This is a genomic window from Cupriavidus basilensis (assembly GCF_029335485.1).
Classification (GTDB): domain Bacteria; phylum Pseudomonadota; class Gammaproteobacteria; order Burkholderiales; family Burkholderiaceae; genus Cupriavidus; species Cupriavidus basilensis_E.
This window is the reverse complement of the sequence record NZ_JARJLM010000122.1, coordinates 1-18,931: the sequence shown is the minus strand read 5'-3', so window position 1 is coordinate 18,931 and position 18,931 is coordinate 1. Positions and strand designations below refer to the sequence as shown.

The window sequence follows — 18,931 nt, the reverse complement described above, 5'->3', positions numbered from 1 at the left end:
CAGGTCGGCCTGTCCGCTGGTGTGCTTGCTCATGCTGGAGGGATACCTGTTTTTGATAGGGGATGCGGAAGGTGCGGCGCGCGCAGCGTCAGGCGCGGCCGGTGGCGGCAAGCCGGTAGCCGCGTGCGGCCTTGCTCAGGTCGGACGGCGTGAGCGGCGCGATGTGCTGCAGGCGCCGTGCCAGCGCGCGCAGCGCTGCCTCGGCCTGTTCCTGCGCAGCTGCCTTGCCGGCGCCGCCGGGCAGCCATTCCAGTTCCAGTTCCTGGATTGCCTCACGCGCCGCCGTGGCCGGCGCGGAGATCGTGCCGACGTCGAGCGCGGCCTCGATGCTGACGCCATCCTGTTCGATCAGCCAGGTACGGCGCGCGAAATCGGTGCGGAACACCGGCGCCAGGGTGGCGGCCAGCGGCGCCAGCAGGGCGCGGGCTTCGGGCGGGAAGGCATCGAGCTCGATGGCCTCGGCCGCCACCTCGGTTTCCCACTCGTGGCGGGCGGCCAGGCCGGCCTGGCTCCTGCCGGCGGTTTTCAACGTCTGCAGCCATTGCTCGCCGCGGCGGCGCAGCCGCAGGGCGGCGCGGGCACCGGCCAGGTCGCGCGCGGGCGTGTCGAGGTAGACATTGAGCAGCGTGTGCTCGCCCTGCGCCCGCCCCTGCGCGTCCAGCCAGGCCGCGAGCGCCGGCATGGCGCCGTCCGGCACCGCCAGCTTGAGTTCGATTTCCTGGGCCATGTTGTTTTGCGGTTCCCGATCAGGCAAACAGGCGCGCCAGCTCGACACCGGGGTCGGGCGCGCGCATGAAGGCTTCGCCCACCAGGAAGGCGTGCACATTGGCGTCGCGCATGCGCTGCACGTCGTCCGGGCCGAGGATGCCGGATTCAGTCACCACCAGGCGCTCGTCCGGGATGCGCGGCAGCAGGTCCAGCGTGTTGTCGAGCGTGACCTCGAAGGTGCGCAGGTTGCGGTTGTTCACGCCCAGCAGCGGCGTCTTCAGGCGCAGCGCGGCGTCGAGTTCGTCGCCGCCGTGCACTTCCACCAGCACGTCCATGCCAAGCTCATGGGCGCAGGCTTCCAGCTCCGCCATCAGGCCGTGGTCGAGCGCGGACACGATCAGCAGGATGGCGTCGGCGCCCCAGCTGCGGGCTTCATAGACCTGGTAGAGGTCGATCATGAAGTCCTTGCGCAGGGCCGGCAGCGGGCAGGCGCCGCGGGCGCGCTTGAGGAAATCGGCGTGGCCCTGGAAGAAGTTCACATCGGTCAGCACGGACAGGCAGGCCGCACCATGGCTGGCGTAGCTCTCGGCAATCGCCTCCGGCACGAAATTCTCGCGCAGCACGCCCTTGGAGGGCGAGGCCTTCTTGACCTCGGCGATCACCCCGGCGTGGCCGGCGGCGATCTTCTCGCGCAGCGCGCGCTCAAAGCCGCGCGGCGCCAGCCCCGGCTCGCTGCGCAGGCTCTCGGCCTCGGCCCGCAGGCTGGGCAGGTCGCGCTTCTTGCGCGCGGCGTTCACTTCATCGGCCTTGACGGCCAGGATCTTCTGCAGGATATCGGACATGCGGTAATTCTCTCGCTCGGCTGGTTGGCTCGGGACGGGCTCGAAGGACGGCGCCGGCTTACTTGAACTGCTGCGTGGCGCGCACGAACTGGTCGAGCTTCTCGCGCGCCGCGCCGCTGGCGATGGCTTCGCGGGCGCGGCGGATACCGTCCTCGACCGAGCTGGCCACGTTGGCCGCGTACAGTGCGGTGCCGGCATTCAGCGTGACGATCTCGCGCGGGGTGCCGGGCACGTCGGTGAGCGCTTCCAGCAGCATTTCCTTGGATTCGGTCGCATCGGCCACCTTCAGCCCGCGATTGGAGATCATCTGCAGGCCGAAGTCCTCGGGATGGATCTCGTACTCGCGCACCTCGCCGTCCTTCAGTTCGCCCACCAGCGTGGCCGCGCCCAGCGAGACTTCGTCCATGCCGTCCTTGCCGTAGACCACCAGCGCATGCTTGGCGCCCAGGCGCTGCATCACGCGCACCTGGATGCCGACCAGGTCGGGGTGGAACACGCCCATCAGGATATTGGGCGCATCGGCCGGGTTGGTCAGCGGGCCCAGGATATTGAAGATGGTGCGCACGCCCATTTCCTTGCGGATCGGCGCCACGTTCTTCATGGCCGGGTGATGGGTGGGCGCGAACATGAAGCCGATGCCGGTCTGTTCGATGCACTCGCCGACCTGCTCCGGCGTCAGCATGATGTTGACGCCCAGTGCTTCCAGCACGTCGGCGCTGCCCGACTTGGAGCTGACGCCGCGGTTGCCGTGCTTGGCGATGCGCGCGCCGGCGGCGGAGGCGACGAACATCGACGCCGTGGAAATATTGAAGGTGTGCGAGCCGTCGCCGCCGGTGCCGACGATGTCGACGAAGTTCTCGCGGTCCTTGACCGGCACCTTGTTGGCGAACTCGCGCATGACCTGCGCCGCCGCCGAGATCTCGCCGATGGTTTCCTTCTTCACGCGCAGGCCGGTCAGGATGGCCGCGGCCATCACCGGCGACATCTGCCCCTGCATGATCTGCCGCATCAGGTGCAGCATCTCGTCATGGAAGATCTCGCGGTGTTCGATGCAGCGGGTGAGGGCTTCCTGGGGCGTGATGGACATGGCGGTCTCGGTCGTGTCGTGGGGGTGCGCGGGTGCGTTGGGCGTATCGAGCAGTCTCATCGCGGCGCCTTGATGAAGTTGGCCAGCAGCGCATGGCCATGCTCGGACAGGATGGACTCGGGGTGGAACTGCACCCCTTCAATGGCGAGCGTCTTGTGGCGCACACCCATGATTTCACCATCCGGCGTCCAGGCCGTCACTTCCAGGCAATCCGGCAAGGTCTCGCGCTCGATCGCCAGGGAATGATAGCGCGTCACGTCGAAATGCTTGGGCAGGCCGGCGAAGACGCCCTCCTGCGTGGTCTCGATGCGGCTCACCTTGCCGTGCATGACCTGCTTGGCGCGGATCACCTTGCCGCCGAAGGCCTCGCCGATGGCCTGGTGGCCCAGGCAGACGCCCAGCAGCGGGATCTTGCCGGCGAAGTGCTGCAGCACGGCCACCGAAATGCCGGCTTCCTTCGGGCTGCACGGGCCGGGCGAGACGCAGATGTGATCGGGCCCCAGCGCCTCGATCTCTTCCAGCGTGATCTCGTCGTTGCGGTAGGTGCGCACGTCGGCGCCGAGTTCGCCGAAGTATTGGACGAGGTTGTAGGTAAACGAATCGTAGTTGTCGATCATCAGCAGCATGGCGGTTCCCCTGTTCCTTTTACCTTGACCTTCAGATGTCCGAATCCAGGCCGTCCTGGACCTGCTCGGCGGCGCGGATCACGGCGCGCGCCTTGGCTTCGGTTTCCCTCCATTCGGCTTCGGGGTCCGAGTCGGCAACGATGCCGGCGGCGGCCTGCACATAGAGGTTGCCGTCCTTGACGATGCCGGTGCGGATCGCGATCGCCAGGTCCATCTCGCCGCCAAAGGACAGGTAGCCCACCGCGCCGCCGTAGATACCGCGCTTGCGCGGTTCCAGCTCGTCGATGATCTCCATGGCATGCACCTTGGGCGCGCCCGACAGCGTGCCGGCCGGGAAGGTGGCGCGCAGCACGTCGAGGTTGCTCATGCCGGGCTTGAGCGTGCCTTCCACCGAACTGACGATGTGCTGCACATGGGAGTATTTCTCGATCACCATCTGGTCGGTGACCTTGACCGAGCCGGTCTCGGCGATGCGGCCGATATCGTTGCGCGCCAGGTCGATCAGCATCACGTGCTCGGCGATTTCCTTGGGGTCGTTGAGCAGTTCGGTGGCGAGCTGCGCGTCCTTCTCCGGCGTGTTGCCGCGCGGACGGGTACCGGCCAGCGGGCGGATGGTGACGATATGGTCCTCGCGCTGGTCGCCGTTGCTGCCGACCCGGCGGGTTTCCTGCCGCACCAGGATCTCCGGCGAGGCGCCCACGATCTGAAAGTCGCCGAAGTTGTAGAAGTACATATAGGGCGACGGGTTCAGCGAGCGCAGCGCGCGGTACAGCGACAGCGGCGAGTCGCGGTACGGCTTGACCAGGCGCTGGCCGATCTGCACCTGCATCATGTCGCCCGCCATGATGTATTCCTTGGCCTTGTGCACGGCGGTGAGGTAGTCGGCCTTGTCGAATTCGCGGTAGACGTCGGTCTGCACCGAGGGGGTGGTGACCGGCACGTCCACCGGCTGGCGCAGCTTCATGCGCAGCTCGCGCAGGCGCTGGCGGGCGCGGGCGTAGGCCTCGGGCGTGGTCGGGTCGGCGTAGACGATCAGGTAGAGCTTGCCGGACAGGTTGTCGATCACCGCCAGCTCTTCGCACAGCAGCAACTGGATGTCGGGCAGGTTCAGATCGTCGGGTTTTTGCGTGTTGGCGAGCTTTTTCTCGATATAGCGCACCGCGTCGTAGCCGAAATAGCCGGCCAGGCCGCCGCAGAACCGCGGCAGGCCGGGGCGCAGCGCCACCTTGAAGCGCTTTTCGAAGTCGGCGATGAAGTCCAGCGGGTTGCCCTCGTGGGTTTCCACCACGCGGCCGTCGGTCACCACTTCGGTGCGCATGCCGGAGGCGCGCAGCAGGGTGCGGGCGTGCAGGCCGATAAAGGAGTAGCGGCCGAAGCGTTCGCCGCCCACCACGGATTCCAGCAAGAAGGTATTGACCCCGCGCGTTTGCGATTGCGCCAGCTTGAGATACAGCGAAAGCGGCGTTTCCAGGTCGGCGAAGGCCTCGGCGATCAGCGGGATGCGGTTGTAGCCCTGCTCGGCCAGCGATTTGAATTCCAGTTCGGTCATGTCGATCCTCTTGTGCCGCGGCGCCTGTATTTCAGTATGGCGCACGCCGCTATGTCGGCAACTTGGGGCTGGAAGGTCGTCAGACCCGCCCCGGAGAGACCATGGCGCGGACGAGTGTCCACGCACGGCCGGGGTGGGCGTGCAGCGCGTTCGGGGGACACCGGCGCAAGGCTGGGATGTCGGGCGGCTGGAAAATCAGTGAAGGTCCGGCAACCTGCCGGTCTGGCCGGCCCCATCCTGGTACAGACGCATCGCGGGGAATGCGGGAAGGGGGCGGTCAGGAGACTCGCGAACGCACTTTACGCCTGTTGGGAGGCGCGCCAGCGACGCCAGGGCCAGGCCTGCCGATCACTGCCAGAAGAGATGCGTTTGCGGTTCAGAAACATGAAATCGTGTTCAGCGATTTATGGTTTGGATGTTTGGCGATGCCGACTGCCGCTTACATGCGGTTCGGCGGCTTTCCGGCCGCCGGGTCATGCCCGATGTGCTGCAAAAAGCGCTGCAACCTGGACAATGGAATCGACTATACCATCGGCGTCGACGCCTTGTACAGGATTGCCGTGGTTGTAGCCATAGGGCACAAGCAGCACCCCCATGCCGGCCGCGCGGGCAGCCTGCGCGTCGTTTTCCGAGTCGCCGATCGCGGCCATTTCGGCCGGCTCCAGCCGGAACGCCTCGGCCACCTTGAGCAGCGGCAGGGGATCCGGCTTGCGCAGCGCGAAGGCGTCGCCGCCGTAGACCAGCTCGAAGAACCGTCCCAGGCCGGTCTTGGCCAGCAGCGGCTCGGTGAAGTTATGCGGCTTGTTGGTCACGCAGGCCAGGCGCAGGCCGGCGGCCTTCAGCGCCGCCAGCCCCTCGGCCACACCGGCATAGACCCGCGAGAACTGGCCGTTGATGCGCAGGTATTCGCGGTCGTACAGGGCCAGCGCATCGGCAAACATGCCGTTGGCGTGGGCGGGCGCGAAGCGGGCGTCGAGCACGCGCCGGATCAGGTTTTCCGAACCCTTGCCGACAAAGCTGACGATTTCCTCCCGGCCCAGCGGCTCGGCGTTGCCGAGCTGCGGGTGCAGGTGGACCAGCGCTTTCAGCATGGCGTTGACCGCGGCATGGAAGTCGCCGGCGGTATCCACCATGGTGCCGTCCAGGTCGACGATCACGCCCCGGATACCGCGCCAGTCGGTGCGATTGCGCTGGGCCAGGCTCATTGGCCCACCTTGGCCAGCTCGCCGCGCATCGCCGACAGCACGCCCTTGTAGCCGCCATCGGCGTCCGGCTTGCCGAACACGGCGGAACCGGCGACGAAGGTATCGGCGCCGGCGGCGGCGATCTCGGCAATGTTGTCCACCTTCACGCCGCCGTCCACTTCCAGCAGGATGCGCCGGCCGGTGCGCTCGGCATAGGCGTCGATGCGCGCGCGGGCGGCGCGCAGCTTGTTGAGCGTTTCGGGGATGAAGGACTGGCCGCCGAAGCCGGGGTTGACCGACATCAGCAGGATCACGTCGATGCGGTCCATCACGTGGTCGAGATGGTGCAGCGGCGTGGCCGGGTTGAATACCAGGCCAGCCTGGCAGCCGTGCTCGCGGATCAGAGCCAGGGAGCGGTCGATATGCTCGCTGGCCTCCGGGTGGAAGGTGATGATATTGGCGCCGGCCTTGGCGAAGTCGGGGATGATGCGGTCCACCGGGCGCACCATCAGGTGCACGTCGATGGGCGCCGTCACGTGCGGACGGATCGCCTCGCACACCAGCGGGCCCACCGTCAGGTTCGGCACGTAATGGTTGTCCATCACGTCGAAATGGATCCAGTCGGCGCCGTCCGCGGTCACGCGCCGCACTTCCTCGCCCAGGCGGGCAAAGTCGGCGGACAGGATGGACGGGGCGATGCGATAGGTGGGCGTGCTCATGGCGGGGCTCGGAGGAGGGGACTTCAAGGGGAAGGCAGTATATTACCCTCCCCGCGCAGCACGCTGCTGTCGACCGGGCGGGAACCTTGCGGCGGCTTTGCTTGCCGCCCCCGGAGCCTTGCCGCACAATGCGCCTACCCTGATCCAGCCCCTGATACGCCGACAATGAGCGAATACGCCTTTTCCGTGGCCGTACGTACCCAGTACCTGGCCGACCAGTCAGACCCCGAGCGCGGGCGCCATGCCTTCGCCTACACCATCACCATCCACAATACCGGCGAGGTGGCGGCGCAGCTGATCTCGCGCCACTGGGTGATTACCGACAGCGACAACGGTACCCAGGAAGTGGCGGGCCTTGGCGTGGTGGGCCACCAGCCCCTGCTCAAGCCGGGCGAGCATTTCGAGTACACCAGCTGGGCCACCATCTCCACGCCGGTGGGCTCGATGAAGGGAGCGTATTTCTGCGTGGCCGAGGACGGCCATCGCTTCGAGGTGCCGATTCCGGAGTTTGCGCTGGTGCTGCCGCGCATGCTGCACTGAGGCGCATGCGGGCCTTGCCCGGAACCCGTGGAACGCAATGGCACCGGTGGAACCTATTGGCCCGGCGTGCTGTCCTGATCCTGTCGGGTACGGGCGGAGGCTTGTCCAGCGCGCGAGGGATGATCGTCCGGCGCGCGGCTGGGGCGCGGGTTCTTCTTGGCCGTGCCCATGGTCCACACCACGATAAAGATCAGCAGGAAGAGCGCCAGTCCGGCCTCGAGGGCGAACAGCAGCATGGGATGGGCTTCGAAAAACTGGCTCATGACAGGGCTACGTGGGGGCGACGATGGGCATTGTAGGCCATTGGCACAAGCGACCGGACGCGACATCCGTGATATCCGCGAACCGCTGAGTTTTCATCCAATCAAGATGGCACATCTGCATTTCTCATTCCGCTTTCCTTTTTCGACTTTGCGCGCCCCGGCGGCGCCGGCCGGCCCGCCCGCCGGCGGCTCAGGGGGCCGGCTTGGCTGGCTCGGGCTGGCTGCGGCAGCCACGCTGCTGGCCGGCTGCATGAGCGGCCCGCCGCCGCGCGTCGAGGGCCCCGGCGGGCGTCCCGTGCCGCCGCCGGCCGGCTCCACCCAGAAGGGCCAGTTGCAGCCGGCCAGCTGGGCAGAGATCGGCGGCTGGGGCCAGGACGACGTGCGCGCCGCGTGGCCGGCGCTGCAGGCCAGCTGCCTGGCTCTGAAGCGGCGCGCCGAATGGAACCGCGTCTGCGCGCTTGGGTTGATGGTCGACGCCGGCGACCTGGACGCCATGCGGGCCTACTTCGAATCCAACTTCCAGCCCTATCGCGTGGTCAACGGCGACGGCACCGACAATGGACTGATTACCGGCTACTACGAACCCATCCTGCACGGCTCTCGCACGCGCCAGGGCCAGTACCAGGTGCCGCTGTACCGCAAGCCGCCTCAATGGGGCAACCGGCCGCTGCCGGCGCGCGCCGAACTGCTGCAGAACCCGGCGCTGCGCGGGCAGGAGCTGGCGTGGGTGGACGATCCGGTGGAGGCCGCTTTCCTGCAGATCCAGGGTTCCGGCCGGATCCGCCTGCAGGATGGCACCATGATGCGGGTGGGTTTCGGCGGCACCAACGACCAGCCGTTCCGTTCCTTCGGCAAATGGCTGCTGGACCGCGGCGAGATCACGCCGGCGCAGGCCACCATGCAGGGCATCAAGGGCTGGGCGCGCGCCAACCCGGGGCGCGTCGACGAAATGCTCAACGTCAATCCGCGCTTCGTCTTCTTCCGCGAACTGCCGCCGACCAACGATGGCCCGGTCGGCGCGCTGGGCGTGCCGCTGACCGCGGAGCGTTCCATCGCGGTCGATCCCGCCACCATCCCGCTGGGCGTGCCGGTCTTCCTCTCCACCACCCGGCCGCTCTCGACCGAGCCGATCCAGCGCCTGATGTTCGCGCAGGACACCGGCTCCGCCATCAAGGGCGGCGTGCGCGCGGACTTCTTCTGGGGCGCGGGCGATGCGGCCGGCGAGACCGCCGGCCGCATGAAGCAGGGCGGCCGCATGTGGGTGCTGATGCCGCGCAGCTGATGAAAGCGTGGCCGCCCGGTCCTGGCCGGCCACGTCTTTACGCCTTCAGCGCGGACGCTGGTCGACGATGCGCCGCGCCTTGCCCACCGAGCGCTCCACACCGCCCGAGGGCAGGATCTCGATGCCGACCGTGACGCCGATATAAGCCTTGATGTCATAGGTCAGCTGGCTGCTGGCCTGCTGCGTGCTGGCCGGGTCGACGCCGTGCGCGCATTCCACCCGCACGGTCAGCACATCGAGATGGCCGTCCTTGCTCAGCACGCACTGATAGTGCGGCGCCAGCTCGGCGTGCTTGAGGATCAGTTCCTCGATCTGCGAGGGAAAGACATTGACGCCACGCACGATCATCATGTCGTCGGAGCGGCCGGTGATCTTTTCCATGCGGCGGAAGGCCGGACGGGCGCTGCCCGGCAGCAGCCGGGTGAGGTCGCGGGTCCGGTAGCGCACGATCGGCAGCGCTTCCTTGGACAGCGAGGTGAAGACCAGCTCGCCGAACTCGCCGTCGGGCAGCACTTCGCCGGTAGCTGGATCGATCACTTCCGGGTAGAAATGATCTTCCCAGATGGTCGGGCCGTCCTTGGTTTCGGCGCATTCGTTGGCGACACCCGGGCCCATCACTTCCGACAGTCCGTAGATATCCACCGCCGAAATGCCCATGCGTTTCTCGATGGCGAGACGCATCTCGGGCGTCCAGGGTTCCGCGCCGAAGATGCCGACCCGCAGCGAAGTGGAGGCCGGGTCGATACCCTGGCGCTCGAACTCGTCCGCGATCGCCAGCATATAGCTGGGCGTCACCATGATCACTTCCGGCTTGAAATCCTGGATCAGCTGCACCTGCTTCTCGGTCTGGCCGCCGCCGAAGGGAATCGCGGTGAGCCCAGCCTTTTCCACGCCGTAGTGCGCGCCGAGGCCACCGGTGAAGAGCCCGTAGCCATAGCTGATATGCACCTTGTCGCCGCGCCGCGCCCCTGCGGCGCGGATCGAGCGGGCCATCACCGTGGCCCAGGTGTCGATGTCCTTCAGGGTGTAGCCGACCACCGTGGGTTTGCCGGTGGTGCCCGACGAGGCATGGATGCGCGCCACGCGGTCCTGGGGCACTGCGAACATCCCGAACGGATAGTTGTCGCGCAGGTCCTGCTTGGTGGTGAAGGGAAAGCGGGCCAGGTCGGCCAGCGTCCGGACCTGGTCCGGATGCACGCCGGCGGCGTCGAACTTGGCGCGGTAGACCGGCGAGTTCCGGTAGGCGTGGTCGAGCGACCATTTCAGGCGTTCGAGCTGCAAGGCCTGCAATTCGTCGCGGCTGGCGGTCTCGATCGGCTCGAGCGGCAGATCTGTGAGGCGCGTCATGGTGTCTCCTGCGCTTGGGGGCTTATCTATGTATATCGGCGTCTATGTGGCATTGGGGCGTGGGCCGCGGCGCGCGTCACCCAGCTTCCGGCGGGGCAACCACATGCCCCCTGATCTGGGCGGACTTGCCGCGGAACATCGCCACCATCTCGCCGGCACGGTTGGTGACCCGGATATCGTAGATGCCGTGCCGGCCCGACAGGACCTGCTCGGTGGCCTCGGCGGTCAGCACGTCGCCACCCTGCACGGGTTTGAGGAATTCGATGCTGCAGCCCGCCGCCACCGTGTTGATATTGTGGCTGTTGCAGGCAAAGGCGAAGGTTGAATCCGCCAGCGTGAACATCAGGCCGCCGTGGCAAATACCATGGCCGTTGAGGAATTCCTGCCGTACCGGCATGGACAGGCGCGCATAGCCCGGGCGCACGGCTTCGAGGGTGATGCCCAGCCAGCGGCTGCAGGCATCGGCTTCGTACATGCTGGCGGCGGCCGCTTCGGCGAGGGCCTGGGGATTGTGGGTCAAGCGGGTCTCCTGTTCTGGCTGGGGATTGGGGCAGGGGAGCGGAACCGGGCGGACGGCGTTAGCGCCCGGTGAAGCGCGGCGCGCGTTTTTCCAGAAAGGCGTTCACGCCCTCGGCATAGTCATGGGACGCCCCCAGTTCGCGCTGCAGGTCGCGCTCCAGGTCTAGCTGGGCATCGAGCCCCTGGCTCGCACCGGTGTACATGGCCTGCTTGATCGCCGCCAGCGCGCGCGTGGGCTGGGCCGCGAGGTGGGTGGCCAGCGCCAGCGCCTGCGCGGGCAGCAGGTTGTCCTCCATCGCTTCCCAGATCAGCCCCCATTTCTCTGCCTCGTCGGCGCTGAGCTTGTCGCCGGTCATGGCCAGTCCCATGGCGCGCGCCATGCCGATGCGCTTGGGCAGCAGCCAGGTGCCGCCGGAGTCCGGGACCAGGCCGATCTTGACGAAGGCCTGGATAAAGCTGGCCGAACGCGCCGCCAGCACCATGTCGCAGGCCAGCGCCAGGTTGGCGCCGGCGCCTGCCGCAGTGCCGTTGACCGCGGCGATCACCGGCAGCGGCAGTTTCTGCAGGCGCCGGATCAGGCGGTTGAACCAGACGTCGATCAGTTCGCCCAGGTCGGTCATGGCGCCGGGCGTGAAGTCCAGGTCGGCCAGGTCCTGCCCGGCGCAAAAGCCGCGGCCCGCACCCGTGAGCAGCAGCGCGCGGGCGCTGCCGGCTTCGACGTGATCCAGCGCCTGTTGCAGCGTCGCATGCATCTCGCGGGTGAAACTGTTGAGCTTGTCGGGGCGATTGAGCGTGATGGCCGCTACCTGGCCGTGCCAGGCGAGCAGCACGGGGCCGGAAGTGAGGCTGACCCGAGGGGGCAAATCTGGCATCGTTGGTCTCCTGCCATGTCAGTGGACAGTGGTGGCTGTGATTCTCGGCGGATCGGCACGCGGCTGCGGGCTCCATCCAATATAGTGGAGGAGCCGTGGCGCCGTTAAAAATTAACCGACCAGTCGGTCGGCGAATAGTAGCATCAATTCGCGCGTGCGAGCAGCGGTCTGTCGGTTAAGTCCGGCGGGTCCTTTGCCAGGGAGGGGCGCCGACAAGACGCGCGATCCGTCGGCGCGCATGCTCGCAAGGCTTCAGCCTTGCCGCGTTTCGCTTCCAGGTTCCCACGCCCTCGACAGATCTATTTCTTCAACTAATTTCAGACTCTGGACTTTAGCGTTTGCGCGGTGTCCTGGCGCGGGGGGGATCGTCGGCTGGATCGGGTGTCAGGTCCTTGTCCAGCACATCATCGATACTAGGCGGAACAGGCGGGTGCTCTTCGCGTTGCGCGCTGTGGTCGGCGCGGTCGGCGGGCGTGCCTACCGGCATGCTCTCGGCGGCGCGGGTCACCTCGTTCATGCCGTCTTCCGGTGCCTCGTCCTCGTCCGGTTCATGGCCGTGGGGAAAGTCGATCGGCTCGGCGGTCCGATCGGTGAGTTCCTCGACGGCCTCTGCGGTCTCTTTCCACATGTCCTCCGGGTCAATGGAATCCAGGATGCTGGGAATAGTGCGTTCCGAGCGCGGCCGATCCGGCGATCCGGTTCGCCGCGTCTTGCCAGAATCCGCCTTGTACGGCTTTTTCATGGTCGACTCCTGAGCGACGACGGTGGTCATGCCGCATGCCGGAAAGCATGGGCATGCTCCAATGATAGGTAAGGACGCACGGAGCGCGATCCCTTCCTGCGTCGCGGGCGCCATGCCGGCTGCCCGGGCATCCGCACGAAGGCCCGGGAGTGCTGCGAGAAGATATGAGGTGGCGCCGGCTTGCTGCCCGTCCGGGTGACCTAAAATGAAATGCCCTACTGCCGAAAGCCGCCAATGTCCGTGGCTCCGGCGAGCACCTGCCCAGTGCAGGCTGGAGGCGTGCCATGCCTACTTATCAATACCGCTGCGAGAAGTGCGGCCAAGTGTTCGACCACGCTGAGCATCTTGCCGAACATGCCACGGCCCATCCGCCTTGCCCCAAATGCGGCAGCGAAACGGTCCAGCATATGCCGACGCCATTTGTTGCGAAGACCGCGCGGAAGAGTTGACGCTTGCCCGGCAAGACCGGGACCTGCGCCGATTCGCCCATGGCATGCGCCTGCCCTCCTTTCCTGGCGCCTGAAACCTTGGATCGGGGGCCACGCCCCATCCGGCGTCATGGCTTTGTGCGTGCTTTGAACCACCGCATCTTGCGCTGAAGAACCGCACGGGCCCATAATGCAACACTGTTGCATTATGGGCCCGTGCCCCTTCCAGAGGCGAAGCGCAGATGAAGCGTCCCACCCGTTGTTTCGTTCTTGCCGGCGCGCTGCTGCTGTCATCGGCCGCGAAGGCCCACCAGGCCCACACTCATGGCCAGGCAAGGGTGGACATTGCGGTGGACGGGGAGGTACTTTCCGTCCAGCTGGCGTCTCCCTTGATGAACCTGTTCGGCTTCGAGCGCTTGCCGCGCAACGCCGCGGAGACGATGGCTGTTCGGCAAGCGGTAGGGCGCCTGCGCCGGGGCGAGGCGCTTTTTGTGACGCCTGCCGCCGCGGACTGCCGCCTGGCATCGGCAAGCCTGGACTTCGGCGCCCTGGGCGACGGCTTGCTTGCCGCGGATGGATCCCCTCCGGAGGCGGCGCGATCGCGCAGCGACGCCCATGCCGATCTGGATGCCGCATACACATTCCATTGCGGCAATCCCTCGGCGTTGCACGAACTGGAGTTCAGGCTCTTTGAGGCCTTTCCGGCGATCCGCCGCGTGACGGTGCAACTGCTTGCGCCGGCAGGGCAGGCCGGCGCCACGTTGACGCCGGCCAATGCCCGGGTGAAGTGGTAATGGGCGAGGTCAACCAGGCGGATCCGGACGCCGCCGACTTCCTTGTCGACTTGTCCGGCGTCGCATTCTCGTGGCCGGGCGAGGGTGAGGCGTGTCTTGTGTTGGACCGGTTCCATGCGGCCGCGGGCGAGCATGTCTTCGTTTCGGGCGCCAGCGGCAGCGGCAAGAGCACGCTCCTGGGTCTGCTGGCGGGCGTCATCGTACCTCAGCGCGGCCGCGTCGCCGTGAAGGGCATGGCGTTGAACGCCCTGACGGGCGCGCAGCGGGACCGCTTCCGGGCCGATCACATCGGCATCATCTTCCAGCAACTGAACCTGCTGCCGTATCTGTCGGTGCTGGACAACGTGCTGCTGGCGTGCAGGTTCTCCGCGCACCGCAGGCGTCGCTCGGCCGAGCAAGGGGCAAGTCCCGCCGAGGCGGCCGGCATGTTACTGGAGCGCCTGGACTTGCCGCAAGCGTACTGGCGGCGGGCGGCGGCACGGCTCTCGGTCGGGCAGCAGCAGCGGGTGGCGGCCGCCCGGGCACTTCTGGGCCGCCCGGAACTGGTGCTGGCCGATGAACCCACCTCTGCGCTGGACGCGGACCGGCAGTCCGCGTTTATGGACTTGCTGCAGCGCGAGTGCCGCGCGGTCGGTGCGAGCCTTGTCTTTGTCAGCCATGATGAACGGCTCGCGGCCCGTTTCGGGCGGCGCTTCGCCATGCCGGCGGTTTCCGCCCGGGAGACCGCCTGATGCCCTGGTTCGGGCTGGCCGCCCGCAGTGCCTGGAACCGTCGCTACAACCTGCTGCTGATGGTGCTGGCGATTGCCTTGTCGACCGCGCTGCTGCTTGGCGTGGAGCGCATCCGGCACCAGCTCCGGGCCGGCTTCTCCCAGTCGGTATCCGGTACGGACCTGGTGGTGGGCGCGCGTTCGAGCCCGATGCAGCTGATCCTCTATACCGTCTTCCGTCTTGGCGCTGCGACGAACAATATGGGTTGGGACAGCGTCCAGCGCATTGCACGACACCCGCTGGTGGCCTGGACGATCCCCATATCGCTTGGCGACTCGCATCGCGGCTTCCCGGTGCTGGCGACTTCGCAGGACTACTTCCGCCATTTCCGCCATGGCGGCCGGCAATCCCTGGTGCTTGCACAGGGATTGCCGTTCCAGGGATTGTTCGATGCCGTGCTGGGCGCGGAAGTGGCGCGCCGGCTCGGCTATAGACTGGGCGACAGCATCGTGCTGAGCCACGGCGATGCCACGGGCGCGATGGCCGGGCAGTCCCGGCATGGCGACAAGCCCTTCGTGGTCAGCGGGATTCTTGCCCCTACCGGAACGCCGGTGGACCGCACGGTGCATATCGGCCTGGAGGCCATGGAGGCGATTCACCTTGAATGGCAGGCGGGAGTCCCGATGCCCGGCTTGTCGATCCCGGCTGAATTCGTGCGCAGATTCGACCTGACGCCCAAGAGCGTGACGGGGGTCCTGGTCGGGCTGAAGCTGCGCTCGCGCGTATTTTCCTTGCAGCGCGAAATCGCCGCCGATGCGCATGAGCCGCTGATGGCCGTGCTGCCAGGCGTGGCGCTTGACGAGCTGTGGGAGATCGTCGGCATCGGCGAAAAGGGCTTGCTGCTGATGTCGGCGCTGGTGGTGGCGGTCGGGCTGGCGGGGCTGGTCTCTTCGATCCTCGCCGCACTGGGAGAGCGGCGGCGTGAGCTGGCGATCCTGCGCGCGGTGGGCGCGCGTCCGCTCGACCTGCTGATATTGCTGGCGGCCGAGGGCGTCGTCCTGATGCTGGCCGGCACGCTCGCGGGCTGTTTGCTGCTGAGTGCGATGTCGTTGGCGATCACGCCATGGCTGGAAGCCAGCCTGGGACTGGCCCTGCCGATCTCCTCGCCGCGGGCCAGCGAGCTGCCCTTGCTTTTCGCGATCATCGCCGCCGGCGCCGCCGCTTCCCTGTTGCCGGGATGGCGGGCCTACCGGCTCAGCATGATCGACGGCCTGACCCCCAATACCTGACCGTGATCCTGGCCCTGATCCTGCGGCAAATGGAACGCCTGGACGGCAAGGTGTCTGGTACCCCGTGCCATGGTCGCCCGCTTCCCTGAACCGATGAAAGCGCTGATCCCTCGCGTACTACCGGTAGTCGTGGCCATTCTCGCAATGCTGGCTCTGGCCGCCGCCGTCGCGGCATGGCGGGGATTTCGGCCGCTGTCGCCAGAAGAGCCATCCGGGCGTGCCGCGCCAGTTCCCGAGGCGCCGGACGGACAAGGCAACTTCGCCGTAGGGCAGGCATTGCCGCAGCTACCGGCCGCAGCCAGCGCTCCGGCCTCCGGCTACCGGGAAATCGACTGGCAGGCACTGCTGCCGAAGGGCTGGGACCCGCTCGCGCCCTTCAAGGGACTCAAGCTCGAAGAGATAGAGGATGGCGACCCACGCGCGCAGATCGCGCTGTACAAGGCGCGTCAATACTGGAAGAGGGCGCCCGTCGAGCGCAGCCTCGATGGCGTGCCGGTGCGCCTGCCCGGCTTCGTGGTGTCGCTGGACGCGGAGGGCGAGGCCATGCGCGAGTTCCTGCTGGTGCCCTATTTCGGCGCGTGCATCCATGTACCGCCGCCGCCGGCCAACCAGGTGATTCACGTCCGCACCGACCACCCGTTGCCCGCCTTGCGCACGATGGATACGGTCTGGGTCAGTGGGGTCATGCGGGTGGAGAGCGCCGAAACCATGATGGGATATGCCGGCTATGCGATGCATGGCGCGCGCGTCGAACGGTATCTGGCGCCGGCCGGGAGGTAATGCCGGGGCCAGGCACGGTCGAGTCGTCGGGGCGGACTGAAGGCGCTCTTCGGGGGGCTGGTCATTTCAAATGCAACATAGTTGCAAATGATGGATATAATGCAACACTGTTGCAAAAACGTCAGGCGTCGCGGCAAGCGTGCGGGCCTTTCCGATCCATCCCTACTTCAGCGCATCCCATGACCTCGCCATCCCTGCTGCCCGTCACCGTCCTTTCCGGCTTCCTGGGCGCCGGCAAGACGACCCTGCTCAACCATGTCCTGCACAACCGCGAGGGGCGGCGCGTGGCCGTGATCGTCAACGACATGTCCGAGGTCAACATCGATGCGGAGCTGGTGCGGGCCGGCAATGCGGACCTATCGCGCACCGAACAGAAGCTGGTCGAAATGAGCAACGGCTGCATCTGCTGCACGCTGCGGGAGGATTTACTGGTGGAGGTGTTCCGCCTGGCCAGGGAAGGGCGCTTCGACCAGCTTGTGATCGAGTCCACCGGCATTTCAGAGCCGCTGCCGGTGGCCGAAACCTTCACCTTTACCGATGAGCAGGGCCAGAGCCTGGCGGACGTCGCGCGGCTGGATACCATGGTCACCGTGGTGGACGCCTTCAACTTCCTCAGGGACTACAGCTCGCGCGACAGCCTGGCGCAGCGCGGCGAATCGCTGGGCGACGAGGATGCGCGCACGGTGGTGGACCTGCTGATCGAGCAGGTCGAGTTTTGCGATGTCATTGTTGTTAACAAGCTTGACCTGGTCGACGCTGCCGGGCGCGAGCGGCTGATCGCCATCTTGGGCGGGCTCAACCCGAGGGCGCGCATCGAGACCGCCGTGTTCGGCAGGGTCCCGCTGGAGCGCATCCTGGACACGGGGCTGTTCGATTTCGAGGCAGCGTCCTCGGCACCGGGCTGGCTCAGGGAGATGCGTGGCCAACACATGCCCGAGACGGAGGCGTACGGCATTGGAAGCTTCGTCTACCGGGCGCGGCGGCCGTTCCATCCAACGCGTTTCTTCCGCATGGTCGAAAGCGAGTGGCCGGGCGTGGTCCGCTCCAAGGGGTTCTTCTGGCTGGCCTCGCGTCCCACGTTCGCCGGGAACTGGTCGCAGGCCGGGGCCGTCTGCCGCCACGGGCTGGCCGGCATGTGGTGGGCAGCGGTGCCGCGGGAGCGTTGGCCGCAGGACGCGGATGCCCGGCGTACCATCCTCAGCTATTGGAACGACCAGACCGGCGATGCCCGGCAGGAACTCGTGCTGATCGGCCTGGACATGGATGAGATGGCGCTGCGGGCACGCCTGGACCATTGCCTACTGACCGACGCGGAGATGGAAATGGGACCCGCGGCCTGGGCCGGGTTTGCCGACCCATTTCCGCTCTGGGGGCAGCGCCCGGACTGAATGGCAGGTACGGCGAGATGTTTGCGGCCTATGAGGCGCCTTGCGTGCGCATCGGGATCGGTGGCACGATTGCCGCCACGCATCTCGATGCCCGACGAACCGGGCATCGTCTGGCTGGTCGCAAGATCGATCCCCTTCCAATGCCAACAGGACCAATAGGACCAAAAGGAGAAGACATGCCGTACGAAAACATTCTGGTGGAAACACGCGGACGCGTGGGCCTGGTAACGCTGAACCGTCCGAAGGCGCTCAACGCGCTCAACGATGCGCTGATGGATGAGCTGGGCGCGGCCCTGCTTGCCTTCGACGCCGACGAGGCGATCGGCAGCATCGTCATCACCGGCAGCGAACGCGCCTTTGCCGCCGGTGCGGATATCGGGATGATGGCCAAGTACTCCTATATGGATGTGTACAAGGGCGACTACATCACCCGCAACTGGGAGGCCATCCGCCGCATCCGCAAACCGGTGATTGCCGCGGTGGCCGGCTACGCCCTGGGTGGCGGCTGCGAACTGGCGATGATGTGCGACATCATCATCGCCGCCGACAGCGCCCGCTTCGGCCAGCCTGAAGTCAAGCTGGGCACCATGCCGGGCGCCGGCGGCACCCAGCGCCTGCCGCGCGCGGTCTCCAAGGCCAAGGCCATGGACCTGTGCCTGACCTCGCGCATGATGGACGCGGCGGAAGCCGAGCGCGCCGGACTGGTGTCGCGCGTGGTCGCCGCGGACAAGCTGCTCGACGAAACCCTGGCCGCGGCCGAGACCATTGCCGGTTTCTCCCTGCCGGTGGTGATGATGATCAAGGAGTCGATCAACGCCGCCTACGAGACCAGCTTGTCCGAGGGAGTGCATCTGGAGCGGCGCTTGTTCCATTCCACCTTTGCCACCGAAGACCAGAAGGAAGGGATGGCTGCCTTTGTGGAGAAAAGGGCGCCCGAGTTCAAGCATCGGTAAAGCTCGACAGGTAAATACCCGAGTGAATGCATCGGGTATTTATCGTTTTGCGATGTAATAGAAAGCCAAATGTCTTTATAGATCAATGGCTTGATCCAGCCCCTCCGTGGACCGGATCACACTTGTGTGACAAAACAGTTGCCATAAGGGGGCGAGTCCCTTAAGATTCGCCCCCTTCGCCACACAAAGACCGCTGCAACGCAGACGGGACAAGGGTTGCGGGGGTTGGCAGGGGAGGTTGGCGAGCCGTGTTCAGGCGCCGGCCGCAGCAAAGAAAGTTTGCGAAACCTGTTGACGAAACGCGGATTG

At 66.6% G+C, this 18,931-nt stretch carries 21 protein-coding genes; 9 read left to right on the top strand and 12 right to left on the bottom strand.

What is annotated here, in order from left to right:
- Positions 1-88: 88 nt before the first annotated feature.
- The 7 genes from P3W85_RS06850 to rpe all read right to left on the bottom strand — a co-directional run bounded on the left by P3W85_RS06850 (position 89) and on the right by rpe (position 6,715).
- Positions 89-727 (bottom strand): CYTH domain-containing protein, encoded by a 639-nt coding sequence (locus tag P3W85_RS06850; protein WP_276264217.1) that lies wholly within the window; start codon positions 725-727, stop codon positions 89-91.
- 19 nt (positions 728-746) lie between these two features.
- Positions 747-1,550 (bottom strand): indole-3-glycerol phosphate synthase TrpC, encoded by an 804-nt coding sequence (trpC, locus tag P3W85_RS06845; protein WP_017225606.1) that lies wholly within the window; start codon positions 1,548-1,550, stop codon positions 747-749.
- Between the two features lie 58 nt (positions 1,551-1,608).
- The gene (gene trpD, locus P3W85_RS06840; RefSeq protein WP_035808829.1) at positions 1,609-2,637 is read right to left on the bottom strand and encodes an anthranilate phosphoribosyltransferase; all 1,029 of its coding nucleotides are present in this window, start codon (positions 2,635-2,637) and stop codon (positions 1,609-1,611) included.
- 56 nt (positions 2,638-2,693) lie between these two features.
- Positions 2,694-3,263 (bottom strand): anthranilate synthase component II, encoded by a 570-nt coding sequence (locus P3W85_RS06835; protein WP_017225608.1) that lies wholly within the window; start codon positions 3,261-3,263, stop codon positions 2,694-2,696.
- A gap of 31 nt (positions 3,264-3,294) precedes the next feature.
- Entirely contained in the window at positions 3,295-4,812 is a 1,518-nt protein-coding gene (gene trpE / locus P3W85_RS06830; protein WP_017225609.1) for an anthranilate synthase component I, read from the bottom strand.
- Positions 4,813-5,285: 473 nt separating this feature from the next.
- Positions 5,286-6,017, bottom strand: coding sequence for a phosphoglycolate phosphatase (gph, locus tag P3W85_RS06825; RefSeq protein WP_017225610.1), 732 nt, complete (start codon positions 6,015-6,017; stop codon positions 5,286-5,288).
- Positions 6,014-6,715 carry a ribulose-phosphate 3-epimerase gene (gene rpe, locus P3W85_RS06820; RefSeq protein ID WP_276264216.1) on the bottom strand — a complete coding sequence of 234 codons (702 nt, stop codon included), beginning with the start codon at positions 6,713-6,715 and terminating at the stop codon, positions 6,014-6,016. Before rpe ends, gph begins: the two co-directional genes overlap by 4 nt.
- 165 nt (positions 6,716-6,880) lie before the next feature.
- Here rpe and apaG point away from each other — a divergent pair, with 165 nt between their 5' ends.
- On the top strand, positions 6,881-7,255 hold the full coding sequence (gene apaG, locus P3W85_RS06815) for a Co2+/Mg2+ efflux protein ApaG (protein ID WP_017225612.1): 375 nt from the start codon (positions 6,881-6,883) through the stop codon (positions 7,253-7,255).
- 53 nt (positions 7,256-7,308) lie between these two features.
- Here apaG and P3W85_RS06810 read toward each other — a convergent pair whose 3' ends face one another.
- On the bottom strand, positions 7,309-7,518 hold the full coding sequence (locus P3W85_RS06810) for a hypothetical protein (RefSeq protein WP_017225613.1): 210 nt from the start codon (positions 7,516-7,518) through the stop codon (positions 7,309-7,311).
- Between the two features lie 106 nt (positions 7,519-7,624).
- Between P3W85_RS06810 and mltA the strand changes: the two genes are divergently transcribed.
- The gene (gene mltA / locus P3W85_RS06805; protein WP_276264215.1) at positions 7,625-8,800 is read left to right on the top strand and encodes a murein transglycosylase A; all 1,176 of its coding nucleotides are present in this window, start codon (positions 7,625-7,627) and stop codon (positions 8,798-8,800) included.
- 45 nt (positions 8,801-8,845) lie between these two features.
- Here mltA and paaK read toward each other — a convergent pair whose 3' ends face one another.
- From paaK to P3W85_RS06785, 4 genes are all read right to left on the bottom strand, one after another.
- Positions 8,846-10,147, bottom strand: coding sequence for a phenylacetate--CoA ligase PaaK (gene paaK, locus P3W85_RS06800; protein WP_017226317.1), 1,302 nt, complete (start codon positions 10,145-10,147; stop codon positions 8,846-8,848).
- Positions 10,148-10,223: 76 nt separating this feature from the next.
- Positions 10,224-10,667 (bottom strand): hydroxyphenylacetyl-CoA thioesterase PaaI, encoded by a 444-nt coding sequence (gene paaI / locus P3W85_RS06795; protein ID WP_017226318.1) that lies wholly within the window; start codon positions 10,665-10,667, stop codon positions 10,224-10,226.
- A 58-nt stretch (positions 10,668-10,725) separates the two neighbouring features.
- Positions 10,726-11,538 (bottom strand): 2-(1,2-epoxy-1,2-dihydrophenyl)acetyl-CoA isomerase PaaG, encoded by an 813-nt coding sequence (paaG, locus tag P3W85_RS06790; RefSeq protein WP_276264214.1) that lies wholly within the window; start codon positions 11,536-11,538, stop codon positions 10,726-10,728.
- A 331-nt stretch (positions 11,539-11,869) separates the two neighbouring features.
- A complete protein-coding gene (locus tag P3W85_RS06785; RefSeq protein ID WP_276264213.1) occupies positions 11,870-12,310 on the bottom strand; it encodes a hypothetical protein in 441 nt (146 codons plus the stop codon).
- Positions 12,311-12,564: 254 nt separating this feature from the next.
- Here P3W85_RS06785 and P3W85_RS06780 point away from each other — a divergent pair, with 254 nt between their 5' ends.
- The 7 genes from P3W85_RS06780 (at position 12,565) to P3W85_RS06750 (ending at position 18,622) form a co-directional block, all read left to right on the top strand.
- On the top strand, positions 12,565-12,729 hold the full coding sequence (locus P3W85_RS06780) for an FmdB family zinc ribbon protein (RefSeq protein ID WP_035810592.1): 165 nt from the start codon (positions 12,565-12,567) through the stop codon (positions 12,727-12,729).
- A gap of 221 nt (positions 12,730-12,950) precedes the next feature.
- Positions 12,951-13,502: a DUF2796 domain-containing protein gene (locus tag P3W85_RS06775; RefSeq protein WP_276264212.1), complete on the top strand. Its 552-nt coding sequence runs from the start codon at positions 12,951-12,953 to the stop codon at positions 13,500-13,502.
- Positions 13,502-14,233, top strand: coding sequence for an ABC transporter ATP-binding protein (locus tag P3W85_RS06770; protein ID WP_017226323.1), 732 nt, complete (start codon positions 13,502-13,504; stop codon positions 14,231-14,233). The genes P3W85_RS06775 and P3W85_RS06770 overlap by 1 nt, the downstream gene beginning before the upstream one ends.
- Positions 14,233-15,501, top strand: coding sequence for an ABC transporter permease (locus tag P3W85_RS06765; RefSeq protein ID WP_276264211.1), 1,269 nt, complete (start codon positions 14,233-14,235; stop codon positions 15,499-15,501). The genes P3W85_RS06770 and P3W85_RS06765 overlap by 1 nt, the downstream gene beginning before the upstream one ends.
- Before the next feature lie 69 nt (positions 15,502-15,570).
- On the top strand, positions 15,571-16,281 hold the full coding sequence (locus P3W85_RS06760) for a DUF3299 domain-containing protein (protein WP_276264210.1): 711 nt from the start codon (positions 15,571-15,573) through the stop codon (positions 16,279-16,281).
- Positions 16,282-16,460: 179 nt separating this feature from the next.
- Positions 16,461-17,669, top strand: coding sequence for a zinc metallochaperone GTPase ZigA (gene zigA / locus P3W85_RS06755; protein WP_276264209.1), 1,209 nt, complete (start codon positions 16,461-16,463; stop codon positions 17,667-17,669).
- 176 nt (positions 17,670-17,845) lie between these two features.
- The gene (locus tag P3W85_RS06750) at positions 17,846-18,622 is read left to right on the top strand and encodes an enoyl-CoA hydratase (RefSeq protein WP_017226327.1); all 777 of its coding nucleotides are present in this window, start codon (positions 17,846-17,848) and stop codon (positions 18,620-18,622) included.
- The last annotated feature ends 309 nt before the right edge of the window (positions 18,623-18,931 follow it).

What these genes read in the sequence shown, in the direction of transcription:
- P3W85_RS06810 (WP_017225613.1), bottom strand. Translation starts at nt 7,518, where the DNA reads ATGAGCCAGTTTTTCGAAGCCCATCCCATGCTGCTGTTCGCCCTCGAG.
- rpe (WP_276264216.1), bottom strand. Translation starts at nt 6,715, where the DNA reads ATGAGCACGCCCACCTATCGCATCGCCCCGTCCATCCTGTCCGCCGAC.
- P3W85_RS06750 (WP_017226327.1), top strand. Translation starts at nt 17,846, where the DNA reads ATGCCGTACGAAAACATTCTGGTGGAAACACGCGGACGCGTGGGCCTG.
- trpC (WP_017225606.1), bottom strand. Translation starts at nt 1,550, where the DNA reads ATGTCCGATATCCTGCAGAAGATCCTGGCCGTCAAGGCCGATGAAGTG.
- paaK (WP_017226317.1), bottom strand. Translation starts at nt 10,147, where the DNA reads ATGACGCGCCTCACAGATCTGCCGCTCGAGCCGATCGAGACCGCCAGC.
- trpD (WP_035808829.1), bottom strand. Translation starts at nt 2,637, where the DNA reads ATGTCCATCACGCCCCAGGAAGCCCTCACCCGCTGCATCGAACACCGC.
- apaG (WP_017225612.1), top strand. Translation starts at nt 6,881, where the DNA reads ATGAGCGAATACGCCTTTTCCGTGGCCGTACGTACCCAGTACCTGGCC.
- P3W85_RS06760 (WP_276264210.1), top strand. Translation starts at nt 15,571, where the DNA reads ATGGTCGCCCGCTTCCCTGAACCGATGAAAGCGCTGATCCCTCGCGTA.
- P3W85_RS06765 (WP_276264211.1), top strand. Translation starts at nt 14,233, where the DNA reads ATGCCCTGGTTCGGGCTGGCCGCCCGCAGTGCCTGGAACCGTCGCTAC.
- zigA (WP_276264209.1), top strand. Translation starts at nt 16,461, where the DNA reads ATGACCTCGCCATCCCTGCTGCCCGTCACCGTCCTTTCCGGCTTCCTG.
- P3W85_RS06775 (WP_276264212.1), top strand. Translation starts at nt 12,951, where the DNA reads ATGAAGCGTCCCACCCGTTGTTTCGTTCTTGCCGGCGCGCTGCTGCTG.
- P3W85_RS06835 (WP_017225608.1), bottom strand. Translation starts at nt 3,263, where the DNA reads ATGCTGCTGATGATCGACAACTACGATTCGTTTACCTACAACCTCGTC.
- paaG (WP_276264214.1), bottom strand. Translation starts at nt 11,538, where the DNA reads ATGCCAGATTTGCCCCCTCGGGTCAGCCTCACTTCCGGCCCCGTGCTG.
- trpE (WP_017225609.1), bottom strand. Translation starts at nt 4,812, where the DNA reads ATGACCGAACTGGAATTCAAATCGCTGGCCGAGCAGGGCTACAACCGC.
- gph (WP_017225610.1), bottom strand. Translation starts at nt 6,017, where the DNA reads ATGAGCCTGGCCCAGCGCAATCGCACCGACTGGCGCGGTATCCGGGGC.
- mltA (WP_276264215.1), top strand. Translation starts at nt 7,625, where the DNA reads ATGGCACATCTGCATTTCTCATTCCGCTTTCCTTTTTCGACTTTGCGC.
- P3W85_RS06850 (WP_276264217.1), bottom strand. Translation starts at nt 727, where the DNA reads ATGGCCCAGGAAATCGAACTCAAGCTGGCGGTGCCGGACGGCGCCATG.
- P3W85_RS06770 (WP_017226323.1), top strand. Translation starts at nt 13,502, where the DNA reads ATGGGCGAGGTCAACCAGGCGGATCCGGACGCCGCCGACTTCCTTGTC.
- P3W85_RS06780 (WP_035810592.1), top strand. Translation starts at nt 12,565, where the DNA reads ATGCCTACTTATCAATACCGCTGCGAGAAGTGCGGCCAAGTGTTCGAC.
- P3W85_RS06785 (WP_276264213.1), bottom strand. Translation starts at nt 12,310, where the DNA reads ATGACCACCGTCGTCGCTCAGGAGTCGACCATGAAAAAGCCGTACAAG.